The following is a 22,240-nucleotide window of genomic DNA, read 5'->3' as shown; positions in this document are numbered from 1 at the left end:
GCGCGCTCAGGCCGCGTCGTGGAAGATGATCCCCAGCGTATGCCGCTGCCCGCTGCGCAGGCGCGACACACCGTGCCGCATGGTGACGCGGTACACGCCGCGCGTGCCGTTCACGGGGCGGTGGTGCACCGGGAAGATCACGCCGTCGCCCTGCTCCAGCGGCACCACCTCGGCGCGCGACTGCATGCGCGGCCGCTGCTCGGTCAGCACGAATTCGCCGCCGGTGAAGTCGATGCCGGGCCGCGACAGCAGGAAGGCGGCCTGCAGCGGGAAGACGTGTTCGCCATACAGGTCCTGGTGCAGGCAGTTGTAGTCGCCTTCGCCATAGCGCAGCAGCAGCGGCGTGGGGCGGACCTGCCCGGCGGCATGGCAGCGTGCCAGGTAGTCCGCGTGGCGGGGCGGATAGCGTTCGTCGATGCCGAGCGCCGCATGCCAGCGGTTCGCGATCGCCGCCAGCGGGCCGTACAGCGCCGTGCGCAGCGCCTGCACGGGATCCGGCAGCGGGTAGCTGAAATACTGGTACTCGCCGCGGCCGAAGCCATGCCGCGCCATCACGATGCGGCTGCGGAACAGGCTGGCTTCGTCGTAGGCGGCCGCCAGCGATGCGCAGTCGTCCGGCGCCAGCAGGCCCGGCATCCGCGCGCAGCCGAAGGCGTTCAGTTCGTCCTCGACGCGTTGCCAGTCGACGTTCACTTCGCGCCCTCGCGCGCAGGTTCCTGCCCTAGCGGCTCCTTCCTGTCCTCCCGCTCCAGCAACGCCTGCTTGCGCTCGACGCCCCAGCGGTAGCCGGACAGCGCGCCATCGTTGCGCACCACGCGGTGGCAGGGAATCGCCACCGCAAGCGCATTGGCGGCACAGGCACCGGCGACGGCACGCACGCTCTTCGGCGCGCCCACCATGGCCGCCAGCTCCGTATAGCTGACCTTGCGGCCGGCCGGGATCGTGCGCAAGGCCTGCCACACGCGCTGCTGGAATGCGGTGCCGCGCACGTCCAGCGGCAGGTCGAGGCCCGTTTCCGGCGCCTCGACCAGGCCGATCACCTGCGCCACCACGGCTTCGTAGTCGGGTTCGGCGCCCATCAGTTCGGCATTCGGGAAGCGGTCCTGCAGGTCGCGGGCCAGTGCCTCCGGATCGTCGCCCATCAGGATTGCGCAGATACCGACGCCGGTGCTGGCGACGAGGATGGCGCCCAGCGAACACTGGGCGATGGCGAAGCGGATCGTGGCGCCGCTGCCGCCGCGGCGGAACGCGGTGGGCGTCATGCCCAGCGATTCGCGCGCGGTGGCATAGAAACGGCCGCTGGAGTTGTAGCCGGCCGCATAGATCGCCTGCGTGACCGACGGCTGTTGCGCCGGGCCCGCCAGCTGTTCCTGCACGCGTTCCTTGCGCCGCGCGGCGGCGTATGCTTTCGGCGTGATGCCCGTCTGCGCCTTGAACACGCGGTGCAGGTGGAAGCGGCTGATGCCGCTGGCGGCGGCCAGCGTGGCCAGGTCGGGTTCCTCTTCCGCCGCGTCGATCAGCCGGCATGCCTCGGCCACCAGGGCGGCATGGCGCTCGGCCAGCGGCGGCCCGTCGGGCTTGCAGCGCAGGCAGGGCCGGAAGCCGGCCAGTTCGGCCTCCCGCGTGCCGGCGTGGAATGACACGTTCGCGCGTAGCGCCGGCCGGGCACCGCACGTCGGCCGGCAATACACGCCGGTGGTGCGCACGGAATAGACGAACCGGCCGTCGGCGGCCGGATCGCGGCGCTGCACGGCGGCCCAGCGGATTTCGTCGGTATCGAATTCGTCGGTACTGAACTCGTCGTTATCGGAGGCGGGGGCGGGATCGAAGGTGGGGTGGTCCATGAAAGGCTCCTGGCATGTATTGTATGCGTATGCCGCCATGATAGGCAGCGGCGGGCGGGCCAACACCCCGGCCCTTGCTTTTGAATTCATTAAGGCCCTAGAATGCCGCGACCATGGGGCAGCGAAGGAGCGGGAACTTGGAAGCACGGCACGATGCAGCGGACACGCCCATTTTCCAGCGGATCAAGGATTTCCTGATGGCGCAGATCGCCGCAGGGCACTGGAAGGAAGGCGACGTGATCCCGTCCGAGCAGGCGCTCGTCAAGCAGTTCGGCGTCTCGCGGATGACCGTCAACCGCGCCGTGCGCGAGCTGACGGCCGAGTCCATCCTGACGCGCCGGCAGGGCTCGGGCACCTACGTGGCGCCGCAGAAGGTCCAGGCCACGCTGCTGGAAATCAGGAGCATCGCGGACGAGATCCGCGCGCGCGGCCACACGCACCGCAGCACGCTGCAGCGGCTCGACCAGGGACCCGCCCACGAATTGCTGGCCAAGGGGTTCGAACTGGCCGCCGGCCACATCCTGTTTCATTCGATCATCGTCCATTACGAGAACGGCGTGCCGATCCAGGTGGAAGACCGCTGGGTCAACCCGCAGGTAGCGCCCGATTACCTGCTGCAGGATTTCACCCGTGTGACGCCCAGCGAATACCTGCTGGCGACGGCCCCGCTGCAGGCCGCCACGTACAGCCTGGAGGCGCTGGCGGCGCCACGCGACATTGCCGACATGCTGTCGATGGAGGCGCGCCAGCCCTGCCTGGTGCTGCGCCGGCGCACGCGCTCGGGGGGCAAGGTGGCGTCGCTCGTCACCATGTGGCATCCCGGCCACCGTTACCAGTTCGCCGGCAGCGTCGCGACCGGCGCGCATGCCTGAGCCCGCCGCTCGTTGTATATTCCCATATTCCCGTTTCTCCCCGAATGCCGAACCGGCCGCACAGGCCGACTTCACGAAAGGAAGCCGTTGCCGCTCCATCCCGTACGCCCCGCACGCCGCCGCCTGCTGACACTGGCGGCATTGCTGTTGTGCGCATGCGGCCCGGCATTCGGGCTGGAGCGGGTCACCGTCCAGCTGAAATGGCGTCACCAGTTCCAGTTCGCCGGCTATTACGCCGCCCAGTACAAGGGCTTTTATCGCGACGCCGGGCTGGAAGTGACGCTGCTCGAGGGGCAGCCAAGCGACACGCCGGTGCGCTCCGTGCTCGCCGGCCAGGCCCAGTACGGCATCGGCAACAGCAGCCTGCTGCTGCACCGCGCGGCCGGCAAACCGGTGGTGGTGCTGGCGTCGATCTTCCAGCATTCGGCTGCCGCGCTGGTCGTGCGCCGCACGCCGGACGGCAGCCCGTTCCCGTGGCCCGGCGCACGCGTGATGCTGGCGCCCGGCAACGACGAATTGCAGGCCTACCTGCTGCGCCAGGGGGTAAAGCTTTCCGACCTGAAGCTGCTGGCGCACAGCCAGCGCTTCGACGATCTGCTGGAAGGCAAGGTCGATGCGATGTCGGGCTACAGCACGGACGTGTCGTACACGCTGGGCCGTGTCGGGGCGCGCTTCGAGCTGCTGTCGCCGCGTGCGGCCGGCATCGACTTCTACGGCGACAACCTGTTCACCACCGAGGACGAACTGCGCAACCATCCGGAGCGGGCCCGCGCGATGCGCGCCGCCACGCTGCGGGGCTGGCGCTACGCCATGGCGCATCCCGAGGAAATCGTCGACCTGATCCGCGCCCGCTACCCGCAGGGCCATTCGCGCGAGCACCTGATGCACGAGGCACGCGAGACCGCGAAACTGCTGGAGCAGGCGCTGGTCGAACCCGGCTACAGCAATCCGGTGCGCTGGCAGGCGATCGCCAATACCTACATCACCCTTGGCATGCTGCCGCGCAGCGTGCCGCTCGACGGTTTCCTCTACCGCGAGCCGGCCCCACGCCCGGCCTGGCCGTGGATCGGCGCCGGCACGCTGGCCGTGCTGCTGGGCGGCGCGGCACTCTGGCGGCTGCGCGGCCCGCGCGTCCAGGCCCTGCCCATGCCGGCCATGCCGGCCGCCGCGCCGGCGCCGGCGGCCGAGCGCGCGCTGGACGCGGCCTGCGAAGCCATCTGGGAGTGGTATCCGCAAAGCGACGAAGTGCGGCTGTCGGCCCGCGCCGGCGAACTGCTCGGCTACGGCGCGGAGGGCTTCGCGCCGCGCGACCGCGACGCCTGGCTGCAGCACGTGCATCCGGACGACCGCCTGCAGCTGATGCACGACATGTCGCACATCGGCCTCGATCCCGTCGACGATACGCTGCTGGTGCACGAATGCCGGATGCGCTGCCGCGACGGCAGCTTCCGCTGGATCGCGGTGCGCGGCCGCGTGACCGAGCGCAAAGGCGCACTTCCCGTGCTGGCGAGCGGCACACTGGGCCCCGTCAGCGATCGCGCGGTGGCCGAGCGGGAGCGGCTGTCCGCGGTGCTGGAGGCCATGCCGGGCGGCATCCTGGTGGCGGACCGCGCCGGCCGCGTGAAACAGGTGAACCGCGCCGCCGCGGCCTGCTTCGGCTACCAGCCGGCCGACATGGCCGGGCTGTCGATGGAGCTGCTGTTGCCGGAGGTGATGCGCAGCGCGCCGGGCCTGGCGCGCGAACTGTTCTCGCGCCCGAACCTGCCAGGCCGCGTGCTGACGGCAAGGCGCGCCGATGGCGCCCATTTCCCCGCCATGGTGCACCTGGCGCCGATCGAGATGGCGGGCCAGGGCCTGTCGGTGGTCTCGGTGCGCGACATGACCCAGCGCCAGCGCACGGAACAGGCGCTGCACGCCAGCTCCGAGCGCTACCGGCTGATCGTGCAGACCGCCACCGAAGGCATCTGGATGCTGGATGCGGGCAACCGCACGTCGTTCGTCAACCCCACGCTGGCGCGGATGCTGGGCTACGAGCCGGACGAGATGCTGGGCCGCCCGATGAACTCCTTCCTCGACGAGGAAAGCGTGGCCCAGCTGATGCGGCAACACCAGCGCCGCCGCCCCGGCGAGGCGGAACAGGGCGATGCGCGCTTCTACCGCAAGGATGGCTCGTCGATGTGGGGGCTGGTATCGACGACGCAGATCCACGCCGACGACGGCGTGTACACCGGCACGCTGGCGATGATCACCGACATCACGGACCGGCGCCTGGCCGAGGTGGCGCTGCGCAATTCGAGCCAGCGCATGGCCTCGGTATTCAATGCCGTCACCAATGGCCTGGTGGTGCTGAACAGCGAAGGCGTGATCCTCGAATGCAATACCGCGGCAAGCGGCATGCTGGGGACCGCGGCCGCCAGCGGCGCGCGGCTGTGGCCCGGCATGCACGAGGATGGCCGGCCGTTCGCCGCCGACCAGCACCCGGTGCTGCGCGCGCTGGCCAGCGGCCGCTCGGTGCGCGACGTGGTGATGGGCGTCACGGCCGACAACGGCAGTACCTGCTGGCTGTCGGTGAACGCGGAGCCGATGCGCGACGAGCTGGGTGCCGCGACGATGGTCGTGGCCAGCCTGACCGATATCACCGAGCGCAAGAACAGCGCCGACGCGCTGCGGCAGGGCGAACAGCGGCTGCAGGAAATCATCCAGATGATGCCGATCGGCCTGTTCCTGAAAGGTCCGGATAGCCGCCTGCTGCTGATGAATCCGGCCTGCGAGCGGCAGTTCGGCTACACCATGGCCGACCTGCACAACGGCACCTACGCGCATCTGCACGCGCCGAAGGAGATGGCCGCGTTCACCCGGCGCGACCGCGAGGCGTTCTCGCGCGGCGAGCAGATCGACTACGAGGAAACGCTGTTCAATCCGGCGCTGCGCCAGCACCTCATTCTGCGCACGTTCAAGAAACCCGTGTTCGACGAGCATGGCGAGCCGGTGTACCTGATCTGCATGTCGATCGACATCACCGAAGCCAAGCGGCAGGAACAGGCGTTGCGCGAGCTGAACGAACACCTCGAGGAACGCGTGGCGCAGCGCACCGAGCAGCTGGACCAGGCCAAGCAGGTCGCCGAGGAAGCCAGCCAGGCCAAGGGCCAGTTCCTGGCCAACATGAGCCATGAGATCCGCACGCCGATGAACGGCGTGATCGGCATGGCGCACCTGGCGCTGAAGACCGATCTCGATCCGCGCCAGCGCGATTACCTGGAAAAGATCCGTTTTGCCGGCGAACATCTGCTGGGCATCATCGACGACATCCTCGATATTTCCAAGATCGAGGCCGGCAAGCTGGACATCGAGCAAGTGGAGTTCACGCTGGACCAGGTCATCGAAACGCTGACCACCGTGGTGGCGCCGAAGGCGACCGCGAAGGAACTGCGCCTCGACATCGCCATCGATGCCGACGTGCCGCCGATGCTGCGCGGCGATCCGTTGCGGCTGGGCCAGGTGCTGATCAACTACGCCAACAACGCGATCAAGTTCAGCGAGCGTGGCACGATCTGCCTGCGCGTGCGGCGCCTGGCCGGTAGCGACACGCATTGCCTGCTGCGCTTCGAAGTCAGCGACGAAGGCATCGGCATGACGGAACAGGAAATGGGCCGGCTGTTCCAGTCGTTCCAGCAGGCCGACCCTTCGACCACGCGCGCGTATGGCGGTACCGGTCTGGGCCTGGCCATCTGCAAGGAGCTGGCGCAGCTGATGGGGGGCGAAGTCGGCGTCACGAGCACGCCCGGCGCCGGCAGCACTTTCTGGCTTACCGCGCAGCTGGGCATCGGCGGGGTAATGGCCGATGCGTCCGCCGACGCGCTGCCGCCGGTGCCGGCCGCCGAACCGGCTTCGCTGAAGGGTTTCCACATCTTGCTGGTGGAGGACAACGCCTTCAACCAGCAGATCGGCCAGGAGATGCTGGAGGAAGCGGGTGCCGCGGTACGGCTGGCCGGCAATGGCGCCGAAGCGCTGGCGGAACTGGCACAATCGCGCTTCGACTGCGTGCTGATGGATGTGCAGATGCCGGTGATGGATGGCCTGGAGGCGACCCGCCGGATCCGCGCCGACACGCGCCTGGCCGGCCTGCGCGTGCTGGCGATGACGGCCACCGCCACCAGCGACGAGCGCGAACGCTGCCTGGCGGCCGGCATGGACGACTTCATCGCCAAGCCGATCCAGCCGGCGCTGCTGGTGCGCACGGTCGCGGCGTGGCTGCCGGAGCGGTCCGCGCAGGGTGCCGGCAGCGAGGGTGGCGACGATGGCGACGGCGGCCCCGGTGGCAAGGATGGCGAGGTTGCCGTCTCGCGACGGCCGCACGGAGCGCTGGCAGGCGATCCGGCGGTCGTCGACCTGTCCGTACTGGCCCAGGTGCTGGGCTACCAGCCGGACAAGATCCGCAATTTCGCCTTGAAGTTCCTGCAGTCGGCCGAGGCGGGACTGGCGGAACTGGACGAGGCGCTGGCCGCCGGCGATATTGGCCGTATCCGCGAACTGGGCCATCGGCTGAAAGCGGCCGCCCGCACGGTGGGAGCGATCGGCATGGGCGACCTGTGCGAGCGCATGGAAGCGCTGCCGTCGGCCGGCCCGGCGGCCGAACGGGGGGCCTGGGCACTGATCGGGCAATTCCGCCCGCTGCTGGGTCAAATCAGGGAATACATCATGAATCACACGACGATCGGCGATCATTGAACATGCACTACACGCTGCGCATCCTGCTGCTGGACGATGACGTCTTCATGCTGGAACTGCTGACCGACCTGATCGGCGGCCTGGGCTACTCCCACATCCACGCCGCCAGCGACGCCCGCAGCGCGCTGAAGGCGCTGCCGGCATTCCGGCCGGACCTGATGATCTGCGACCTGTCGCTGCCGGAGATGGACGGCATCGAGTTCCTGCGCGCCGTGGCCGAGCAGGGTTTCACGGGCGGCGTGATACTGCTGTCGGGCATGGACAGCGGCATCCTGCGCGCCGCCGAATTGCTGGCGATGGCGCAGGGATTGACGATCGTGGGCGCGTGCAGCAAGCCGCTGTCGCGCGACGCGCTGGCCGACCTGCTGGCCGTGGCCGACGGCAGGTCCGACCGGCTACACGGCGACAGAAAATAGGTTATTATTTGATCCATCCCCGCTTGATTCCCTCTTGCAAGTCTCGTTGGCTGCGCTGTGATTCACTGTAATTCGGCTGAACTCGGCTGTAATTCGGCTGTGATTCAGTAGTGATGCACCGGACCATCCGACTTGCCATGGGCTTGACATTGAATTGTTGCGAGACGGCTCCATCTCCCCGGTAACGGGCTGGCGGCACCGGGCGCGCCAGGCGAACTTAATCTGATCCCGAAAGGGGAAAACAACATGAGCGAAAACATCAAACACATTACCGACGCGTCGTTCGAAGCCGACGTGCTGAAATCCGACCGGCCAGTGCTGGTGGACTTCTGGGCCGAATGGTGCGGTCCTTGCAAGAGCATTGCCCCGATCCTGGAAGAAGTCGCCAAGGAATATGACGGCAAGCTGACGATCGCCAAGCTGGACGTCGATGCAAACCAGACCGTGCCGGGCAAGTTCGGCATTCGCGGCATCCCCACGCTGATCCTGTTCAAGAACGGCGTGCCGGCTGCCCAGAAAGTAGGCGCAATGGCGAAAGGCCAGCTGACCTCTTTCATCGACAGCAATATTTGAGTAATATAGGTGGTGTTGCGCCCGCAGCACCACCTGCCTGGCCGGGACCGAGGCACCAGCCCCCCGATATATTAATAGCCCACGCAGTTCCCTCCCCTACCTTACTTTCCCGTCACGGGACACTCAAACACCTATGCATCTATCTGAATTAAAGGCCTTGCACGTTTCGGCGTTGCTGGAAATGGCCATCAGTCTGGATATCGACAATGCGGCCCGCCTGCGCAAGCAGGAGCTGATGTTCGCGATCCTGAAGAAGCGCGCCAAGGCTGGCGAGCAGATCTTCGGCGATGGCGCCCTGGAAGTGCTGCCGGACGGCTTCGGCTTCCTGCGCTCGCCGGACGCCAGCTACATGGCGTCGACCGACGACATCTATATTTCGCCGTCGCAAATCCGGCGCTTCAACCTGCATACCGGTGACTCGATCGAAGGCGAAGTGCGCACGCCGAAGGATGGCGAACGCTACTTCGCACTGGTCAAGGTGGACAAGGTCAACGGCGAATCGCCGGAAGCCTCGAAGCACCGCATCCTGTTTGAGAACCTGACGCCGCTGCACCCGAACGAGCCGCTGCGCCTCGAGCGCGAAATGAACGGCGCCGAGAACATCACCGGCCGCATCGTCGACCTGATCGCGCCGATCGGCAAGGGCCAGCGCGGCCTGCTGGTGGCGTCGCCGAAATCCGGCAAATCCGTGATGCTGCAGCATATCGCGCACGCCATCACGGCCAACCACCCGGACGTGACGCTGATCGTGCTGCTGATCGACGAACGCCCGGAAGAAGTGACGGAAATGCAGCGCTCGGTGCGCGGCGAAGTCGTCGCCTCCACGTTCGACGAACCGGCCACCCGCCACGTGCAGGTTGCCGAGATGGTCATGGAAAAGGCCAAGCGCCTGGTCGAGATGAAGAAGGATGTGGTCATCCTGCTGGACTCGATCACCCGCCTGGCCCGCGCCTACAACACCGTGATCCCGGCATCGGGCAAGGTGCTGACCGGCGGTGTGGACGCCAACGCGCTGCAGCGTCCGAAACGCTTCTTCGGCGCCGCCCGCAACATCGAGGAAGGCGGCTCGCTGACGATCATCGCCACCGCCCTGATCGAAACCGGCTCGCGCATGGATGACGTGATCTACGAAGAATTCAAGGGCACCGGCAACATGGAAGTGCACCTGGAGCGCCGCCTCGCCGAGAAGCGCGTCTACCCGGCGATCAACCTGAACAAATCCGGCACGCGCCGCGAGGAACTGCTGATCAAGCCGAACGAGCTGCAGAAGATCTGGATCCTGCGCAAGCTGCTGTACTCGATGGACGAGATCGAAGCGATGGAGTTCATCCTCGACAAGATGCGCGCCACGAAGACCAATACCGAGTTCTTCGACATGATGCGCCGCGGCGGCTAACAAAAAGTTGCCGCAAAATTGGGGACGGACCCTGTTTTTCAGGAAATTTCCTGGAAAACAGGGTCCGTCCCCATTTTGTTGGATCGATTGGTGTATAATTTTCGGCTGTTTTTAACCCTGGCAAGTGATCAGTAATCGGGTCGAGAAGCTGTTGGACCGCCGAAGTGCTGTTTGGCTACCAAACTTTATAGAGAAGCATCATGAAAAACGAAATTCATCCGGATTACCGCGAAGTTGTGTTCCACGACCTGTCCTGCGACTTCAAGTTCGTGACCCGTTCCACGATCAACACCCGCGACAAGATCACCCTGGACGGCAAGGAATACCCGCTGGTCAAGATCGAAGTCTCGTCGGAATCGCACCCGTTCTTCACGGGCCAGCACAAGATCGTCGACACCGCCGGTCGCGTGGAAAAATTCCGCCAGAAGTTCGGCAAAGTCGGTTCGAAGACCGCCGTTTCGCAAGGCTAATCGCCCCGCGAACGAAAAAAGGCAGCTGCGGCTGCCTTTTTTTATTGTTATCACCGATACTCCTGTTTCCAACGTCAGCACGACCGATTAATGAAGCCAGTCCGCCTTCCCGCCTCCGCCGTCCTTGCCTTGCCCCGCTGGGCGCTATTCGCCCTGGCCATGCTGTACATCCTGCCGGGCGTAATCGGACGCGAACCGTGGAAGAACGACGATGCCGCCAGCTTCGGCATCATGTGGACGATGGCGCACGGCACCTGGCAGGACTGGCTGTGGCCGAACATCGCCGGCATGTCGATGCCCGAGGAAGGCCCGCTGATGTTCTGGCTGGGCGCGCTGTGCATCAAGCTGTTCGGCGGCTTCCTCGGCGACGTGCTGGCGGCGCGCATCGCCACCATCGGCGTCTTCCTGCTGGGTGTGCTGTCGCTGTGGTATGCCACCTTCAACCTGGGCCGGCGCCCCGAAGCGCAGCCGCTGAAGCTGGCCTTCGGCGGCCAGCCCGAGCCGGACGACTTCGGCCGCACGCTGGCCGATGCCGCGCTGCTGATCTACCTCGGCTGCCTGGGCTTCCTGCAGCATGGCCACGAAACCACGGCCGAGCCGCTGCTGACGGCACTGCTCGCCCTCACGCTGTACCGCTCGGTGCGCTACATGGAAAAGCCGTGCTGGCGCAATGCCGCGCTGATCGGCCTGGCATTGGGCCTGATGACGCTGACGCGCGGCTGGGTACCGCCCGCGTTCGTGCTGGTGGCGCTGTTCATCTGCACCCGCTTCCTGGCGGTCCCGGCCGGCAAAGCGCTGCCGCACCTGCTGGCCTCGCTCGGCGTGGCCGCTGCCGTCACGCTGCCGTGGCTGGTACCGACACTGATCGCGCAGCCCTACGGCCAGGCACCGGTGGCCGCCTGGAATACCTGGAACATGGCCCAGCTGGCGCTGCCGAGCCTGCGCCCGCTGCAGATCTTCGTCCGCGACGGCGTATGGTTCTTCTGGCCTGCCTGGCCGTTCGCACTGTGGGCCGCCTATGCATGGCGCCGGCAGAACAACCTGCTGCACATCGTGGTGCCGACCACCTTCGTCGCCGTCTCGATCGTGATGCTGCTGATGCACCCGGCGCCGGAGCATGCCCAGCTGCTGATGCTGGTACCGCCGCTGGCGATCATGGCCGCGTTCGGTTTGCTGACGGTGCAGCGCGGCGCGATCAACGCCATCGACTGGTTCTCGGTGATGGTGCTGACCCTGTGCGCGGCCATGCTGTGGCTGTTCTGGTATGCCCAGCTGACGGGCTGGCCGCCGAAGCCCGCCCATAACGTGCTGCGGCTGGTGCCCGGCTATGTGCCGGAAGTGAACTGGCTGGCACTGGTCGTGGCCGCCGCGGCCACGCTGGGCTGGTTCCTGCTGGTGCACTGGCGCGTCTCGCGCCGGCCGTCGGTGCTGTGGCGCGCCGTGGTGCTGTCCTCGGGCGGCGTGATCCTGATCTGGATCCTGTGGATGACGCTGTTTTTACCGCTCACCAATTACAACAAGAGCTATGCCACGGTGGCGCGCCAGGCCGCGGCCGTGCTGCCGCCGGATACCGATTGCGTGACCAGCAACGCCGGCCCGGCCCAGCGCGCCTCGTTCGCCTATTTCGGCAAGCTGCCGTTCAACAGCATGGACCACGCCCAGTGCCGCCTGCTGCTGTGGCAGGACTACACGCGCGGCGTGCGAAGCGACCCGCCCGGCAACTGGACGCTGCTGTGGGAAGGCCGCCGCGTCAGCGAACGCAGCGAGCGTTTCCGCCTGTTCCGCCGCACCGCACCGTGACCGGCATGGTTTCCAGGCTGGGCGCTGTTGCCCTGCCTGCGCTGGCCGCACTGGCGGCATCGACCGTGCTGGCAGCCTTGACGCTCGGCGCCAGCCGGCCTGCCGCCGCGGCACCGGCGACCAAACTGGGGACCAAACCGGTTGCCGATGCACCGGCTGCCTGGCCGCACCTCGTCATTACCGGCGAGCACACGCCGCCTACCAGCATGCTCGTCGACGGCAAACCCACCGGGCGCCAGACCGACAAGGTGCGCGAGATGCTCGAGCGCGCCGGCGTGCCGCACACCATCGACCTGCTGCCGTGGAAGCGCGCCTATATGAAGGCGCAGCGCGATCCGCTGACCTGCGTGTATTCCACCACCCGCACCGCCGAACGCGAAGCCGGCTTCAAGTGGGTGGGACCGATCGTGCAGTCGGACTGGGTGCTGATGGCGCGTGCCGACCGGCCGCTGCAGCTGCGCACGCTGGAGGATGCGCGGCCGCTGCGCATCGGCACCTACGGCGGCGATGCGCGCGACGACTACCTGCGCAGCCGCGGCTTCAACGTGGAGGCGGTGCAGAACGATGACGTCAACGCGGAAAAGCTGCTGATGAACCGGATCGACCTGTGGGCCGTGGCCGCGCGGCCGGAACTGAAGACCACCCGGCGGCTGGGACGCAATGGCCAGCTCGTGCCGGTGCTGGTCTTCAACCGCGTCGGCCTGTACCTGGCGTGCCATCGCAGCGTGCCGGAGCCGCTGGTGGAACGGATGAATGCGGTGCTCGACACGATGCGCCGCGACGGCTCGCTGGACCGTATCGACCGCCGCTACGATGCAGTGCAATAAGCTTTGCAAATCAGGCTAGACAGACTGAAATTAACAGTTGCAAAAGCTGTTGTGCCTCAGGATTTTTTCTTCAGGAAACTAAAGACAAAGCTTGTGTAGCCCGGTATAGTCCACATATACGCTACGTTGCCGCTCGGCATTAAAGACCGCTCACAGGTCATCAGATACAAGCTGCCAGTCAGGCAGCGCCCATGCCCGCCCAACGCCACTCCGGCAGTGCCATATTCGCGTGCCGGATTTCCAGCTTGTGCCGATGCGCCCCACAACCGCACATCGTGCCCGGGCGAACGACCTTCATCCGTGTCTGTAATTGTTGAGTCTGCCACATGTTCAATTTCTATAAACTTCAGCTTGCGCTCAAGAACACCTGGGTGCGCCTCGCCCTGGTCGGGCTGGTTGTCGCAGCCGTGGTTTTCGCCGTCATCCGCGCCGAGGTCGCGCAGGACGCCAGCCCGGTCGTCCGGTCGCAGAACATTTCGGAAATCACGGCCCTCGTCGGCCAGCGTGCGCGGCTCGATTACCTGCTGATCGCCCGCCCGCTGTCGGATTCGCCGCGCTACATCTACAAGTTCAAGGATTCGGCCCAACTGCACGTGGTAAAGGTGCCCAGCACCTCCCACCTGAGCCTGGAACGTGAAGTGCTGCTGCGTAACGGCCTGCCGTACGCGATCGCCAAAGAGGACTACCTGGCCACCCACAAGGCCGTGCTGCAGGACGACGGTGGCACGATGGCCGCCGTGACGGCATTCGTGCAGCGCCATGCATTCGACATCTTCCTCGTGACGCTGCTGCTGTTCGTGCTGAAGTTCGGCATTCCCGGCATGGGCGGCGCCTCCGCGTCCGTGATCACCCCGGACAAGCTGAAGGGTTCGATGGACGACCTGATCGGCATGGAAGACATCAAGCAGGAAGTGCTGCACCTGGAAGACATGATCCGCAACCGCGCGGTCTACAAGCAGCACAACATCGACAAGCCGTTCAACGTGATGCTGACGGGCCCCGCCGGCACGGGTAAAACCAAGCTGGCCGGCTACCTGGCCAAGCGTCTGGGCTACCCGCTGATCTCGGCTTCCGGCTCGGCACTGGAATCGGGCTATATCGGCGGCGGTTCGAAATCGCTGAACGCGCTGTACCGCAAGGCGGCCGCGCGCGGCAATTGCATCATCTTCCTCGACGAAGCACAGGCGCTGTTCATGCCGCGCGGCCGCGGCGAGAAGAAATGGGAAGACGACACCGCCAATACCCTGCTGGGCCTGCTGGACGGCGTGAAGAGCGACGAGGGCAAGGGCGTGATCTGGGTGGTGGCGTCGAACTTCGACGACAACAATTCGCAGATGGACGAAGCGATGCTGCGCCGCTTCTCGGTGAAGATCAACTTCCGCCTGCCGAACAAGATGGAGCGCAAGGAGCTGCTGAACTCCTTCCTGAAGCGCAAGGAAGACGGCCTGGTGGACTGGAACGACATGAACCTGGACCAGGTTGCCGAGATCACCCAGAACCTGTCGCCGGCGCTGCTGGAAACCGTGGTCGACCGCGCCTCCCTGCTGTCGATCCAGGACAAGGTGGTGATCAACACCGACCTGATGTTCCGCGCCTTCGAACGCGCCACGATCGGCCTGACCGACCGCGCCACGACCGCCGAGAAAACCCGCCAGCGCGAGCGTATCGCCCTGCACGAGCTGGGCCACTTCTTCATGCAGATCGATCCCTACCTGCGCGCCGGCATGTCGCTGGACGAAGTGAAGGAAAAATCGCACCTGCTGAAGATCAGCACGGAATCGGTCTCGAAGCTGAACGCGCTGGGCTATGTGCTGTCCGCCGGTGACGACATGTCGCTGCGCACGCTGGAAGAACTGGAACGCGACGTGATGCAGCTGTATGGCGGCGTCGCGGCGGAAGAACTCTTCTACGGCGCCCGCGGCATCTCGGTCGGCAGCCAGAACGATATCCAGAAGGCGACCTCGATGCTGCACACGATGGTCAACAGCCTGTCGATGTACTCCCGTTCGAAGCTGGACTACAGCCAGTTCAAGAACGAGATGAGCGGCGAGCACACGCTGGTGCAGGTGGAAGCGAAGGCGGACGAGCTGTACAGCGAAACGCTGAAGTCGATCGGCGATTACCGCGCCGTGATGGAATCGCTGAAGGACGTGCTGATGGAACGCTATGTGCTGACCAAGGACGACGTGTTCGAACTGCTGCACGAACGCCTCGATCCGGTACCGCTGCGCCTGGCAGCGTAAGCACCGGTTCCGGATACCGGTTCCAGACAAGACAAGGCCCGCTCATGCGGGCCTTTTGTCGTTTGATGTCATCGCATCAGCGACGCGCGATCATCTGTACATTCACCTGGTTGGCGGCCACGCGGGCAGCCGGCAGCCGCTCGAAGCCGTTGATCGTCACTTCGTCACCCTCGTCGCGGAAGCTCAGCTCGGCACCGCTGTCGGTGACGAAAGCGCCGGGGCCGACTGCACGCAGGCGCGCGGCGAGCGGTTTCTGGACGCTGCCTTCGTCGCGCTGCAGGTCGCGGTACGAGCCTTTCAGCTGCACGTAGTAGTGGTTGCCGCGCTGGGTGAACTGGGCCACCTGGCCGTTGCTCAGCTTGTAGGCATTGGCGAAGTCGTTGAACTCGCCGGCACCCAGCGTGTACGACTGGCGCGGCGCCGTGACCGCAACGCTGGCCTGGTCTGCCTGGGCCTGGGTTTGCGCCTGTGCCGAGAATGGGGCCAGAATGCTGAGGACGACTGCTGCTGCACCGATAAACGATTTGTTCATGTGAATCTCCGAAGTGGTTTGCCAGGTCGTCACCGCCTCTTGTGTAATGTGCGGCGACGTATCTAAGGTAACAAAGGCAACCGCGCGAGAGCAGCGGTAAGCGATGAAGCGTAGAAAAGGGGGGATGAAATGCACGCCATCCCGGATGGAACGCAACGCGGCCGCGTGGCGATCAGACAGGGCCGCAACTTGTCTATATAAGCGCCCAAAGGGACGATATCAGTCAGTAATTCGGCGTATTTGCCGTGTCACGGTGCGCCGGTCACAGCAGGTCCTCGCGCCTGAGCGGCAGGTGCCGGATCGGCGATCGACGGCGGGTTCCAGGCCGCTGAATGCGCTGTACCGCGCACCGGCTCCAGAAACGACAAGGCCCGCTGACGCGGGCCTTTTGCCGTTGGGTGCTCATCGCATCAGCGACTCGCGATCATCCGCACATTTACCTCGTTGGCGGCGACGCGGGCATCCGGCAACCGCTCGAAGCCGCTGATCGTCACTTCGTCACCCTGGTCGCGGAAGCTCAGCTCGGCACCGCTGTCGGTGACGAAAGCGCCGGGGCCGACTGCACGCAGGCGGGTGACGGCAGGTTTCTGGCCGCTGCGTTCATCGCGCTGCAGCTGGCGGTATGTGTCTTTCAGCTGCACGTAGTAATGGTTGCCGCGCTGGGTGAACTGGGCCACCTGGCCGTTGCTCAGCTTGTAGGCGTTGGCGAAGTCGTTGAACTCGCCGGCACCCAGCGTGTATGACTGGCGCGGCGCCGTGACGGCAATGGTGGGCTGGTCCGCCTGGGCCGGGGCCTGTGCCTGTGCCGAGAACGGGGCCAGGATGCTGAGGACGACTGCTGCTGCGCCGATAAACGATGTGTTCATTTGAATCTCCGAAGTGGTTTGCCAGGTGGTCACCGCCTCTTATGTAATGTGCGGCGACGTATGCAAGGTAACAAAGGAAACTCCGGGAGGGCAGCGGGAAGCGATGAAACGCAGAAAAGCGGGGATGAAGTGCACGGCGCCCTGATGGAGCGCGCAATGCTTGAAAATGACGGGAAATCGTCCGGATAAGCTGTCCGATGAGCGCATGATCAGGTCGTGGCCATGCGTACGTGGAAGAAGGCATTGGCCGTCAGGCGTCCCGTGCGCGGATCGTTCACCATCAGGTCGGGGGCGTGCAGGTCGCCCGAGTGGAAGAGCCCGCCATTGTAGAAAATCGCCCGGTTGTAGCGCGGCGGTATCGTCAGTACCTTCTCGAACCAGCGGGTCGAACCGATCGCAAAAGTGGCCGGCACATCCGCAGTCTCCACCTCGCCGGCGCGCTCCTGGCGCCGCAATTCCTGGAGCATCGCCGTGATCTCCGCCATCGGCATCCTTGGCTTGAAAAAGCTGGTGCCGCCATGACGCTCATCCTTGAAAAGATACAGGACCATGGCCGCCCTTTCCTCCCCTGGGGGCAGGCCGGCGGTGTCGCGGTGCGGCAGGCGCTGGCCCGGCAGCACCTGGTCCGGGCGCTGGGTCACCAGCGACAGCCGGCTCAGCATGCCGACGACCCGCCGTACCTTGAGCGGCGCGCGGGCATGCAGCAGGAAGCTGTCGTGGATGCGTGCCGCGAGCGCGCCGCCCAGCGGCAGTTCCGGGCCGGGATAATAATTGCCCGGCTGCTTCGCGAAAAACGCGTGGTTGCTTGCCGCGAAATCGACCAGCGCCTCGGGCTCGAGCATGAAGTCGTCGATGACGACGCACTGGTGGCCGTCGAAGATCGGCACTATGCTGACGCGTGGATGCGGATTCAGCAGGGGCAGTGCGTCGCCGGCTGTACCGGGCGGGTGAGGCTGTAGCGGTGCGGACATGTTCTGGACTCTGTGCTGGTCGATGCGGACTGGGGAAACGCCATGTAAAAACTTCCGGTCTCGACATGATACCTATCGAAAGTGTCCGCCGGCATGGAGAAGACTACTTACCGCACGCGAGCGCCGGGCCGAGTCATCATCACTTGCCGCCGACACGACGGCGGGCAGGGTTGCTCCTGCTGGGCAAATCAGTGATAATGCACGGCGCGTTGCCGGGATGGCGGAATAGGTAGACGCACGGGACTCAAAATCCCGCGCCGCAAGGCGTACCGGTTCGATTCCGGTTCCCGGCACCACAACACTTATCGGCAATAAACGCTTCTCGCCGTTTTCCCCGCCAGATCAATGGCTTGTTCCAAGCCTGTCGCCAGTCTCCCGTACAGAATATCGCCGCGCCGCGTGCCGCAGCGCCAGCGCGTCCATACCTAGCCGAATTTCACCAGGTTCAGCGATGGCAGCGGCCCGCCGGGAAACTGCGACAGCCGCCCGCCGCCGGCCAGCGAGCCGAGATCGATGCCGAAGAAGCCCAACCGGTCGATCAGCCGCAGGACCTCGGCCTTTGCTTCCGCCGCATCGCCCGCCACGAACAGCACGCGCCGCCCTCCTTGCGCACCGGGGTCGCTCGCCAGCAATGCCGGCTGCAGGTGATTGAAAGCCTTGACCACGTGCGCGCCCGGCAGCATCCCGGCCACCACCTCGCTGGATGCGCGCCCGTCCAGCTCGAAGGGCCGGAAGGTCGGCGCTTCGATCGGATTGTTGGCGTCGATGACGATGCGCCCCTCCCATGGTCCCAGGCCGCGTACGGCTTCCGGGATTTTCGACCAGTTCACGGCCAGGAACACGATGTCCGCGCGGGCTGCTTCCTCCACCGTCGCTGCGCGGATGTGCGCACCGAGTTCCGCTTCGAGCACGGCCAGCGAAGCCGGGCCGCGGCGATTGGCGATGACGGCGTCGATACCGGTATTCGCAAGGGTACGTGCAATGGCCGTGCCGATCGCACCGGCGCCGATGATTCCGATCTTCATGATGTTCTCCTCGTAGTCGGTGAATCAGGCCGTGAAGCCGCCGTCGACCAGCAGCTCGGCACCGCTGACGAACGATGCTTCGCTCGATGCCAGATAGCTGACCGCGGCGGCGATGTCGCTTCCTTCGCCATACCGGCCAGCGGCAATACCGGGCCTGACGAAATCAGCCACGGCGCCATCGGCCGGGTTCATGTCGCTGTTGGTCGGGCCGGGATGCACCGTGTTGACGGTGATGCCTTTCGGCCCCAGGTCGCGCACGAGTCCTTTCGTAAAGCCGGTCACGGCTCCCTTGGTGAGCGTATAGGCCGACGCGGTCGGGAACGCGGCGTACTGCACCATCGAACTGCCGATGTGGATGATGCGGCCGCCCTCGCCCATGTGGCGCAGCGCTTCCTGCGTCGCGACGAAGACACCGGTGACGTTGACGGCGAGGATGCGTTCGAAGTCTTCGAAGGCGATGTCGGTCGGTGCGCCCAGCACACTGATGCCGGCATTGTTGACGAGGATATCGATGCGGCCGAAGCGCTCGGCCACGTTGTTCACCGCGGCGCGCACCGCGCGCGGATTGCCGGCATCGGCCGCCACGGCGATCGCCGAGCCACCGGCCGCCTCGATCGTTGCCACGACCTCATTGGCCTTGTCCGGCGACGCATTGTAGGTGATGGCCACCGTGGCGCCATCGGCAGCCAGGCGCCTGGCGATGGCGGCGCCGATCGAGCGGCTTCCGCCAGTCACGAGAGCGATCTTGCCTTGCAGGTTGCGGGAGGTATTCATGATGTTTCCTTTCGGTTGGGGTAGTTGGTGAAAGAAGTATCGGCGTATTGGATTTCAACCGGTACTAGCAGCTGTCTATAATCAGCTTCAAGTAATCATTGAAAGAGCAGCGATGGAAACCCTGTCGAATCTCGAATCGTTCGTGCGAAGCGCCGAGTCCGCGAGCTTTTCCGCCGCGGCGCGCCGGCTTGGCCTGACGCCAGCGGCGGTCAGCCGCAATGTCGCGCAACTCGAACGCAACCTGGGCGTGCGACTGTTCCAGCGCAGCACGCGCGGCCTGACGCTGACCGAAGCGGGGCAACGCTTCCTGCACGCCGTGTCCGGAGGACTGGACAGCATCCAGGACGCGATTGCCGAGGTGACGGCCAAGGCCGGCCAGCCGGCCGGCGTGCTGAAACTGAGCGCGGCGCACCGCTTCGGCACCGATTTCCTGCTGCCGATGATGCCGGCCTTCGTGGAGCGCTACCCTGCCGTGCTGCCGGACTGGTATTTCGACAACCGCCAGGTCGACCTGATACGCGACGGTTTCGACGCCGCGGTGGGCGGCGGTTTCGACCTGCCGCCGGGCGTGGTCGCACGCGAGCTGGCACGGCTGCACATCGTGGCGGTGGCCACGCCGCACTTCATGCGCGGCCGGAAGCCTCCCGAACGGCCAGCCGATCTCATCGACCATGAAGGCGTCGTCATGCGTTCGGTTTCCAGCGGCCGTATCGCCCGCCGCGTGCTGCGCAACCGTGGCGGCGAGACGCAGGCCTGCGAGCAGCGCGCCGTGATTGCCGTCAATGACCCCGACGCGCTGGTTCAAAGCGTGCTGATGCACATGGGGATCGGCCTGATGGCCATGCCCCATGTGCTGCATCATCTGGAAAGCGGCGAGCTGGTCCGGATACTGCCCGGCTGGTACGACGAGCCTGGCGCGATCTCGCTGTACTTCACCAGCCAGAAGCTGATGCCGGCCAAGACCCGCGCCTTTGTCGACTTCGTGACGGAGCAGTTCCGCCAGCAGAACCTGGCGCAGCGCTTCCTGTCGGATTGATCCCTGTGCCGCGGCCGCCCCGCTAGCCCGCAGCCGCGCCGCGGACCTTGGCCAGCTGACGGTCGAAGTCCGCCGGGTCGAAGTAGTCGCGCCACAACGTGATCTGTCCGTTCTCCACGGTGATCGTACCCATCACGGGCAGTGTGATGGCGCCTCCGTCCCGGTGCCGGAAGATGTCGATACGTTCGTTCAGGACGACATTTCCGGCCGCGGCAATGTGGGTGACCTGCCAGTCCAGCAGGAATTCCGTGCCGACACCGAAGCCGCGATGAAAGGCCCCGACCGCGTCCCGGCCGACGATATCGGGGAACGGCACATTGTCATACAGGACGTCGTCGGCAAGCATCGACAGCGCTTCGTCGATGCGGTTGTTGTTCCAGTGCGAGAAGAAGCGTTCGGCGACCTGCACGGGCGTCGCGGGCGGGATCTGCATGGTAGGGTTCCTTTGGTTGGCAGGCAGCGGCAATGGCGCCGGCACCTCCGTTTCCACGGCAGGCACCAGCGCACACTGGCTTTCGGCTTATTTCAAGTGCTTCGCCAGCTCGGCCCCGGCCTGGCGCATCGCCGCTTCCACCGCCGGCACCGTCGCCAGCGCATTGAGCAGCCCGTAGTCGTGGATCAAGCCGTTATAACGTGTGATCGTCACATCGACGCCGGCGGCATCGAGCTTGCGGCCGTACGCCTCGCCCTCGTCGCGCAGCACGTCCATTTCGGCGGTCTGGATCAGTGCCGGCGGCAGGCCCTGCAATTGAGCCGTGGTCGCCCGCAGCGGCGAAGCGGTGATTTCCGCACGCTTTGCGGGATCCTTCGTGTAGTTGTCCCAGAACCACTCCATCATGCCCTTGCTGAGGAAATAGCCGTTCGCGAACTGCTGGTAGGATCCGGTATCGAAACTGGCATCGGTCACTGGCCACAGCAGGAGCTGCAAGCTGATCTTCGGCAGTCCCTTCTCCTTGGCCATCAGGCTCACCACGGTCGCCATGTTGCCACCGACGCTATTGCCGGCCACCGCCAGCCGGGTGCCGTCCACCTTGATCTCCTTGCCATGTGCCGCAACCCATTTCGTGGCCGCATACGCCTGGTTGATGGCGACCCCATACCCGGCCTCGGGAGACGGGGTGTAGTTGACGAACACCGCGGCCGCGCCGGAGTGGTTCACCAGGTCGCGGACCAGCCGGGAGTGGGTTGGGAAATCGCCCAGCACCCAGCCACCGCCGTGGAAGAACATGAACACCGGCACATCGGCCTTCGCGCCGCGCGGACGCATGATCGTCAGGTCGACCTTCTGGCCGTCCTGGGTGATGGTCCTGTTCGTCACCTCCACCGACGACAGATCGGTCGGTACCGACGCCTGCGCGCCAACCAGCACCTGGCGCGCTTCCTTTGGCGGCAGCTGCTCGATCGGCTTGCCGCCGCCGCTGTTCAATACCTTCAGAAATTCGGCGACCCGGTGCTCGGGGACCGGCGAGGGTTCGGCGGCATGCGCCATCTGGGCGCCGGCAAGCAGCGAAGCGGTGAGAATGTGCGTGGTGGTTGTCATGGTTCTCGATCAGGTAGTTTTGCAATGTGCTCTGGACTTCTTCGTCCCGGCGGCACCCTGGGGCGCCTCCCGATTCACAAGCGGAACAGGCCAGCAAAAGGTAACCGGTGCCCTCGCACGCGACAATGCCGCCCGGCTTCCTTATAGTTTTTCCCGCGAGGCATCAATAGGATGACTGGCCCCGGTGCAGGGATAGCATCCATGCCTTGGGATAGCGTCCATGGCTTGGATAGCAGCATGGCCTGGAGACGAACGGGCTTGGCTTGCCGAAGCGCTGAGTTGTCGGCGAGTCGTTGGGGTGCCCATAAGGTCCGCTGTCGTTTCAGT

At 65.5% G+C, this 22,240-nt stretch carries 19 protein-coding genes and 1 tRNA gene; 11 read left to right on the top strand and 9 right to left on the bottom strand.

Annotated elements, in window-relative coordinates:
- Nucleotides 1-6: 6 nt before the first annotated feature.
- Both FHS02_RS06760 and ada read right to left on the bottom strand, forming a co-directional pair.
- Nucleotides 7-636 carry a 2OG-Fe(II) oxygenase gene (locus FHS02_RS06760; protein ID WP_137317525.1) on the bottom strand — a complete coding sequence of 210 codons (630 nt, stop codon included), beginning with the start codon at nt 634-636 and terminating at the stop codon, nt 7-9.
- 53 nt (nt 637-689) lie between these two features.
- A complete protein-coding gene (gene ada, locus FHS02_RS06755) occupies nt 690-1,844 on the bottom strand; it encodes a bifunctional DNA-binding transcriptional regulator/O6-methylguanine-DNA methyltransferase Ada (protein WP_137314771.1) in 1,155 nt (384 codons plus the stop codon).
- Nucleotides 1,845-1,957: 113 nt separating this feature from the next.
- Here ada and hutC point away from each other — a divergent pair, with 113 nt between their 5' ends.
- The 9 genes from hutC (at nt 1,958) to FHS02_RS06710 (ending at nt 15,169) form a co-directional block, all read left to right on the top strand.
- The gene (gene hutC / locus FHS02_RS06750; protein WP_137314772.1) at nt 1,958-2,716 is read left to right on the top strand and encodes a histidine utilization transcriptional repressor HutC; all 759 of its coding nucleotides are present in this window, start codon (nt 1,958-1,960) and stop codon (nt 2,714-2,716) included.
- 87 nt (nt 2,717-2,803) lie between these two features.
- Nucleotides 2,804-7,444, top strand: coding sequence for a PAS domain S-box protein (locus FHS02_RS06745; RefSeq protein WP_175424841.1), 4,641 nt, complete (start codon nt 2,804-2,806; stop codon nt 7,442-7,444).
- Between the two features lie 2 nt (nt 7,445-7,446).
- Nucleotides 7,447-7,860: a response regulator gene (locus FHS02_RS06740; RefSeq protein WP_229422830.1), complete on the top strand. Its 414-nt coding sequence runs from the start codon at nt 7,447-7,449 to the stop codon at nt 7,858-7,860.
- Nucleotides 7,861-8,106: 246 nt separating this feature from the next.
- Nucleotides 8,107-8,433: a thioredoxin TrxA gene (gene trxA, locus FHS02_RS06735; protein ID WP_107140476.1), complete on the top strand. Its 327-nt coding sequence runs from the start codon at nt 8,107-8,109 to the stop codon at nt 8,431-8,433.
- A 133-nt stretch (nt 8,434-8,566) separates the two neighbouring features.
- A complete protein-coding gene (gene rho, locus FHS02_RS06730) occupies nt 8,567-9,829 on the top strand; it encodes a transcription termination factor Rho (RefSeq protein ID WP_137314774.1) in 1,263 nt (420 codons plus the stop codon).
- A gap of 200 nt (nt 9,830-10,029) precedes the next feature.
- Nucleotides 10,030-10,299 (top strand): type B 50S ribosomal protein L31, encoded by a 270-nt coding sequence (locus FHS02_RS06725; RefSeq protein WP_130187462.1) that lies wholly within the window; start codon nt 10,030-10,032, stop codon nt 10,297-10,299.
- A 90-nt stretch (nt 10,300-10,389) separates the two neighbouring features.
- On the top strand, nt 10,390-12,099 hold the full coding sequence (locus FHS02_RS06720) for an ArnT family glycosyltransferase (protein WP_137314775.1): 1,710 nt from the start codon (nt 10,390-10,392) through the stop codon (nt 12,097-12,099).
- A 5-nt stretch (nt 12,100-12,104) separates the two neighbouring features.
- Nucleotides 12,105-12,926 (top strand): substrate-binding periplasmic protein, encoded by an 822-nt coding sequence (locus tag FHS02_RS06715; RefSeq protein ID WP_137314776.1) that lies wholly within the window; start codon nt 12,105-12,107, stop codon nt 12,924-12,926.
- A 326-nt stretch (nt 12,927-13,252) separates the two neighbouring features.
- Nucleotides 13,253-15,169, top strand: coding sequence for an AAA family ATPase (locus tag FHS02_RS06710; protein ID WP_137314777.1), 1,917 nt, complete (start codon nt 13,253-13,255; stop codon nt 15,167-15,169).
- A gap of 76 nt (nt 15,170-15,245) precedes the next feature.
- On the opposite strand, the gene FHS02_RS06705 is transcribed toward FHS02_RS06710, so the two are convergent.
- From FHS02_RS06705 to FHS02_RS06695, 3 genes are all read right to left on the bottom strand, one after another.
- Nucleotides 15,246-15,701, bottom strand: a complete 456-nt coding sequence (locus tag FHS02_RS06705; RefSeq protein ID WP_137314778.1) for a hypothetical protein — start codon at nt 15,699-15,701, stop codon at nt 15,246-15,248.
- 410 nt (nt 15,702-16,111) lie between these two features.
- Nucleotides 16,112-16,567, bottom strand: a complete 456-nt coding sequence (locus tag FHS02_RS06700; protein ID WP_137314779.1) for a hypothetical protein — start codon at nt 16,565-16,567, stop codon at nt 16,112-16,114.
- Nucleotides 16,568-16,776: 209 nt separating this feature from the next.
- Nucleotides 16,777-17,538: a DUF6445 family protein gene (locus FHS02_RS06695; protein ID WP_137314780.1), complete on the bottom strand. Its 762-nt coding sequence runs from the start codon at nt 17,536-17,538 to the stop codon at nt 16,777-16,779.
- 211 nt (nt 17,539-17,749) lie between these two features.
- Between FHS02_RS06695 and FHS02_RS06690 the strand changes: the two genes are divergently transcribed.
- A tRNA-Leu gene (locus FHS02_RS06690) sits at nt 17,750-17,834 on the top strand.
- A 129-nt stretch (nt 17,835-17,963) separates the two neighbouring features.
- Here the strand turns inward: FHS02_RS06690 and FHS02_RS06685 are convergent.
- Both FHS02_RS06685 and FHS02_RS06680 read right to left on the bottom strand, forming a co-directional pair.
- Nucleotides 17,964-18,563, bottom strand: a complete 600-nt coding sequence (locus FHS02_RS06685) for an NADPH-dependent F420 reductase (RefSeq protein WP_137314781.1) — start codon at nt 18,561-18,563, stop codon at nt 17,964-17,966.
- Between the two features lie 24 nt (nt 18,564-18,587).
- Nucleotides 18,588-19,337: a 3-oxoacyl-ACP reductase family protein gene (locus tag FHS02_RS06680; protein ID WP_137314782.1), complete on the bottom strand. Its 750-nt coding sequence runs from the start codon at nt 19,335-19,337 to the stop codon at nt 18,588-18,590.
- 112 nt (nt 19,338-19,449) lie between these two features.
- On the opposite strand from FHS02_RS06680, the gene FHS02_RS06675 reads away from it, so the two are divergent.
- Nucleotides 19,450-20,373, top strand: coding sequence for a LysR family transcriptional regulator (locus FHS02_RS06675; protein WP_137314783.1), 924 nt, complete (start codon nt 19,450-19,452; stop codon nt 20,371-20,373).
- A gap of 22 nt (nt 20,374-20,395) precedes the next feature.
- Here the strand turns inward: FHS02_RS06675 and FHS02_RS06670 are convergent, their stop codons facing one another.
- Together FHS02_RS06670 and FHS02_RS06665 are read right to left on the bottom strand one after the other, a co-directional pair.
- Nucleotides 20,396-20,806 carry a limonene-1,2-epoxide hydrolase family protein gene (locus FHS02_RS06670; RefSeq protein ID WP_137314784.1) on the bottom strand — a complete coding sequence of 137 codons (411 nt, stop codon included), beginning with the start codon at nt 20,804-20,806 and terminating at the stop codon, nt 20,396-20,398.
- Nucleotides 20,807-20,893: 87 nt separating this feature from the next.
- Nucleotides 20,894-21,913 (bottom strand): alpha/beta hydrolase, encoded by a 1,020-nt coding sequence (locus tag FHS02_RS06665; protein WP_137314785.1) that lies wholly within the window; start codon nt 21,911-21,913, stop codon nt 20,894-20,896.
- Between the last annotated feature and the right edge of the window lie 327 nt (nt 21,914-22,240).

It is taken from the genome of Pseudoduganella umbonata (genome assembly GCF_014192225.1).
In the GTDB taxonomy this organism is placed as follows: Bacteria; Pseudomonadota; Gammaproteobacteria; order Burkholderiales; family Burkholderiaceae_D; genus Rugamonas; species Rugamonas umbonata.
Note: the sequence above shows the minus strand (reverse complement) of the source record. Positions and strands in the feature narration are given on the sequence as shown.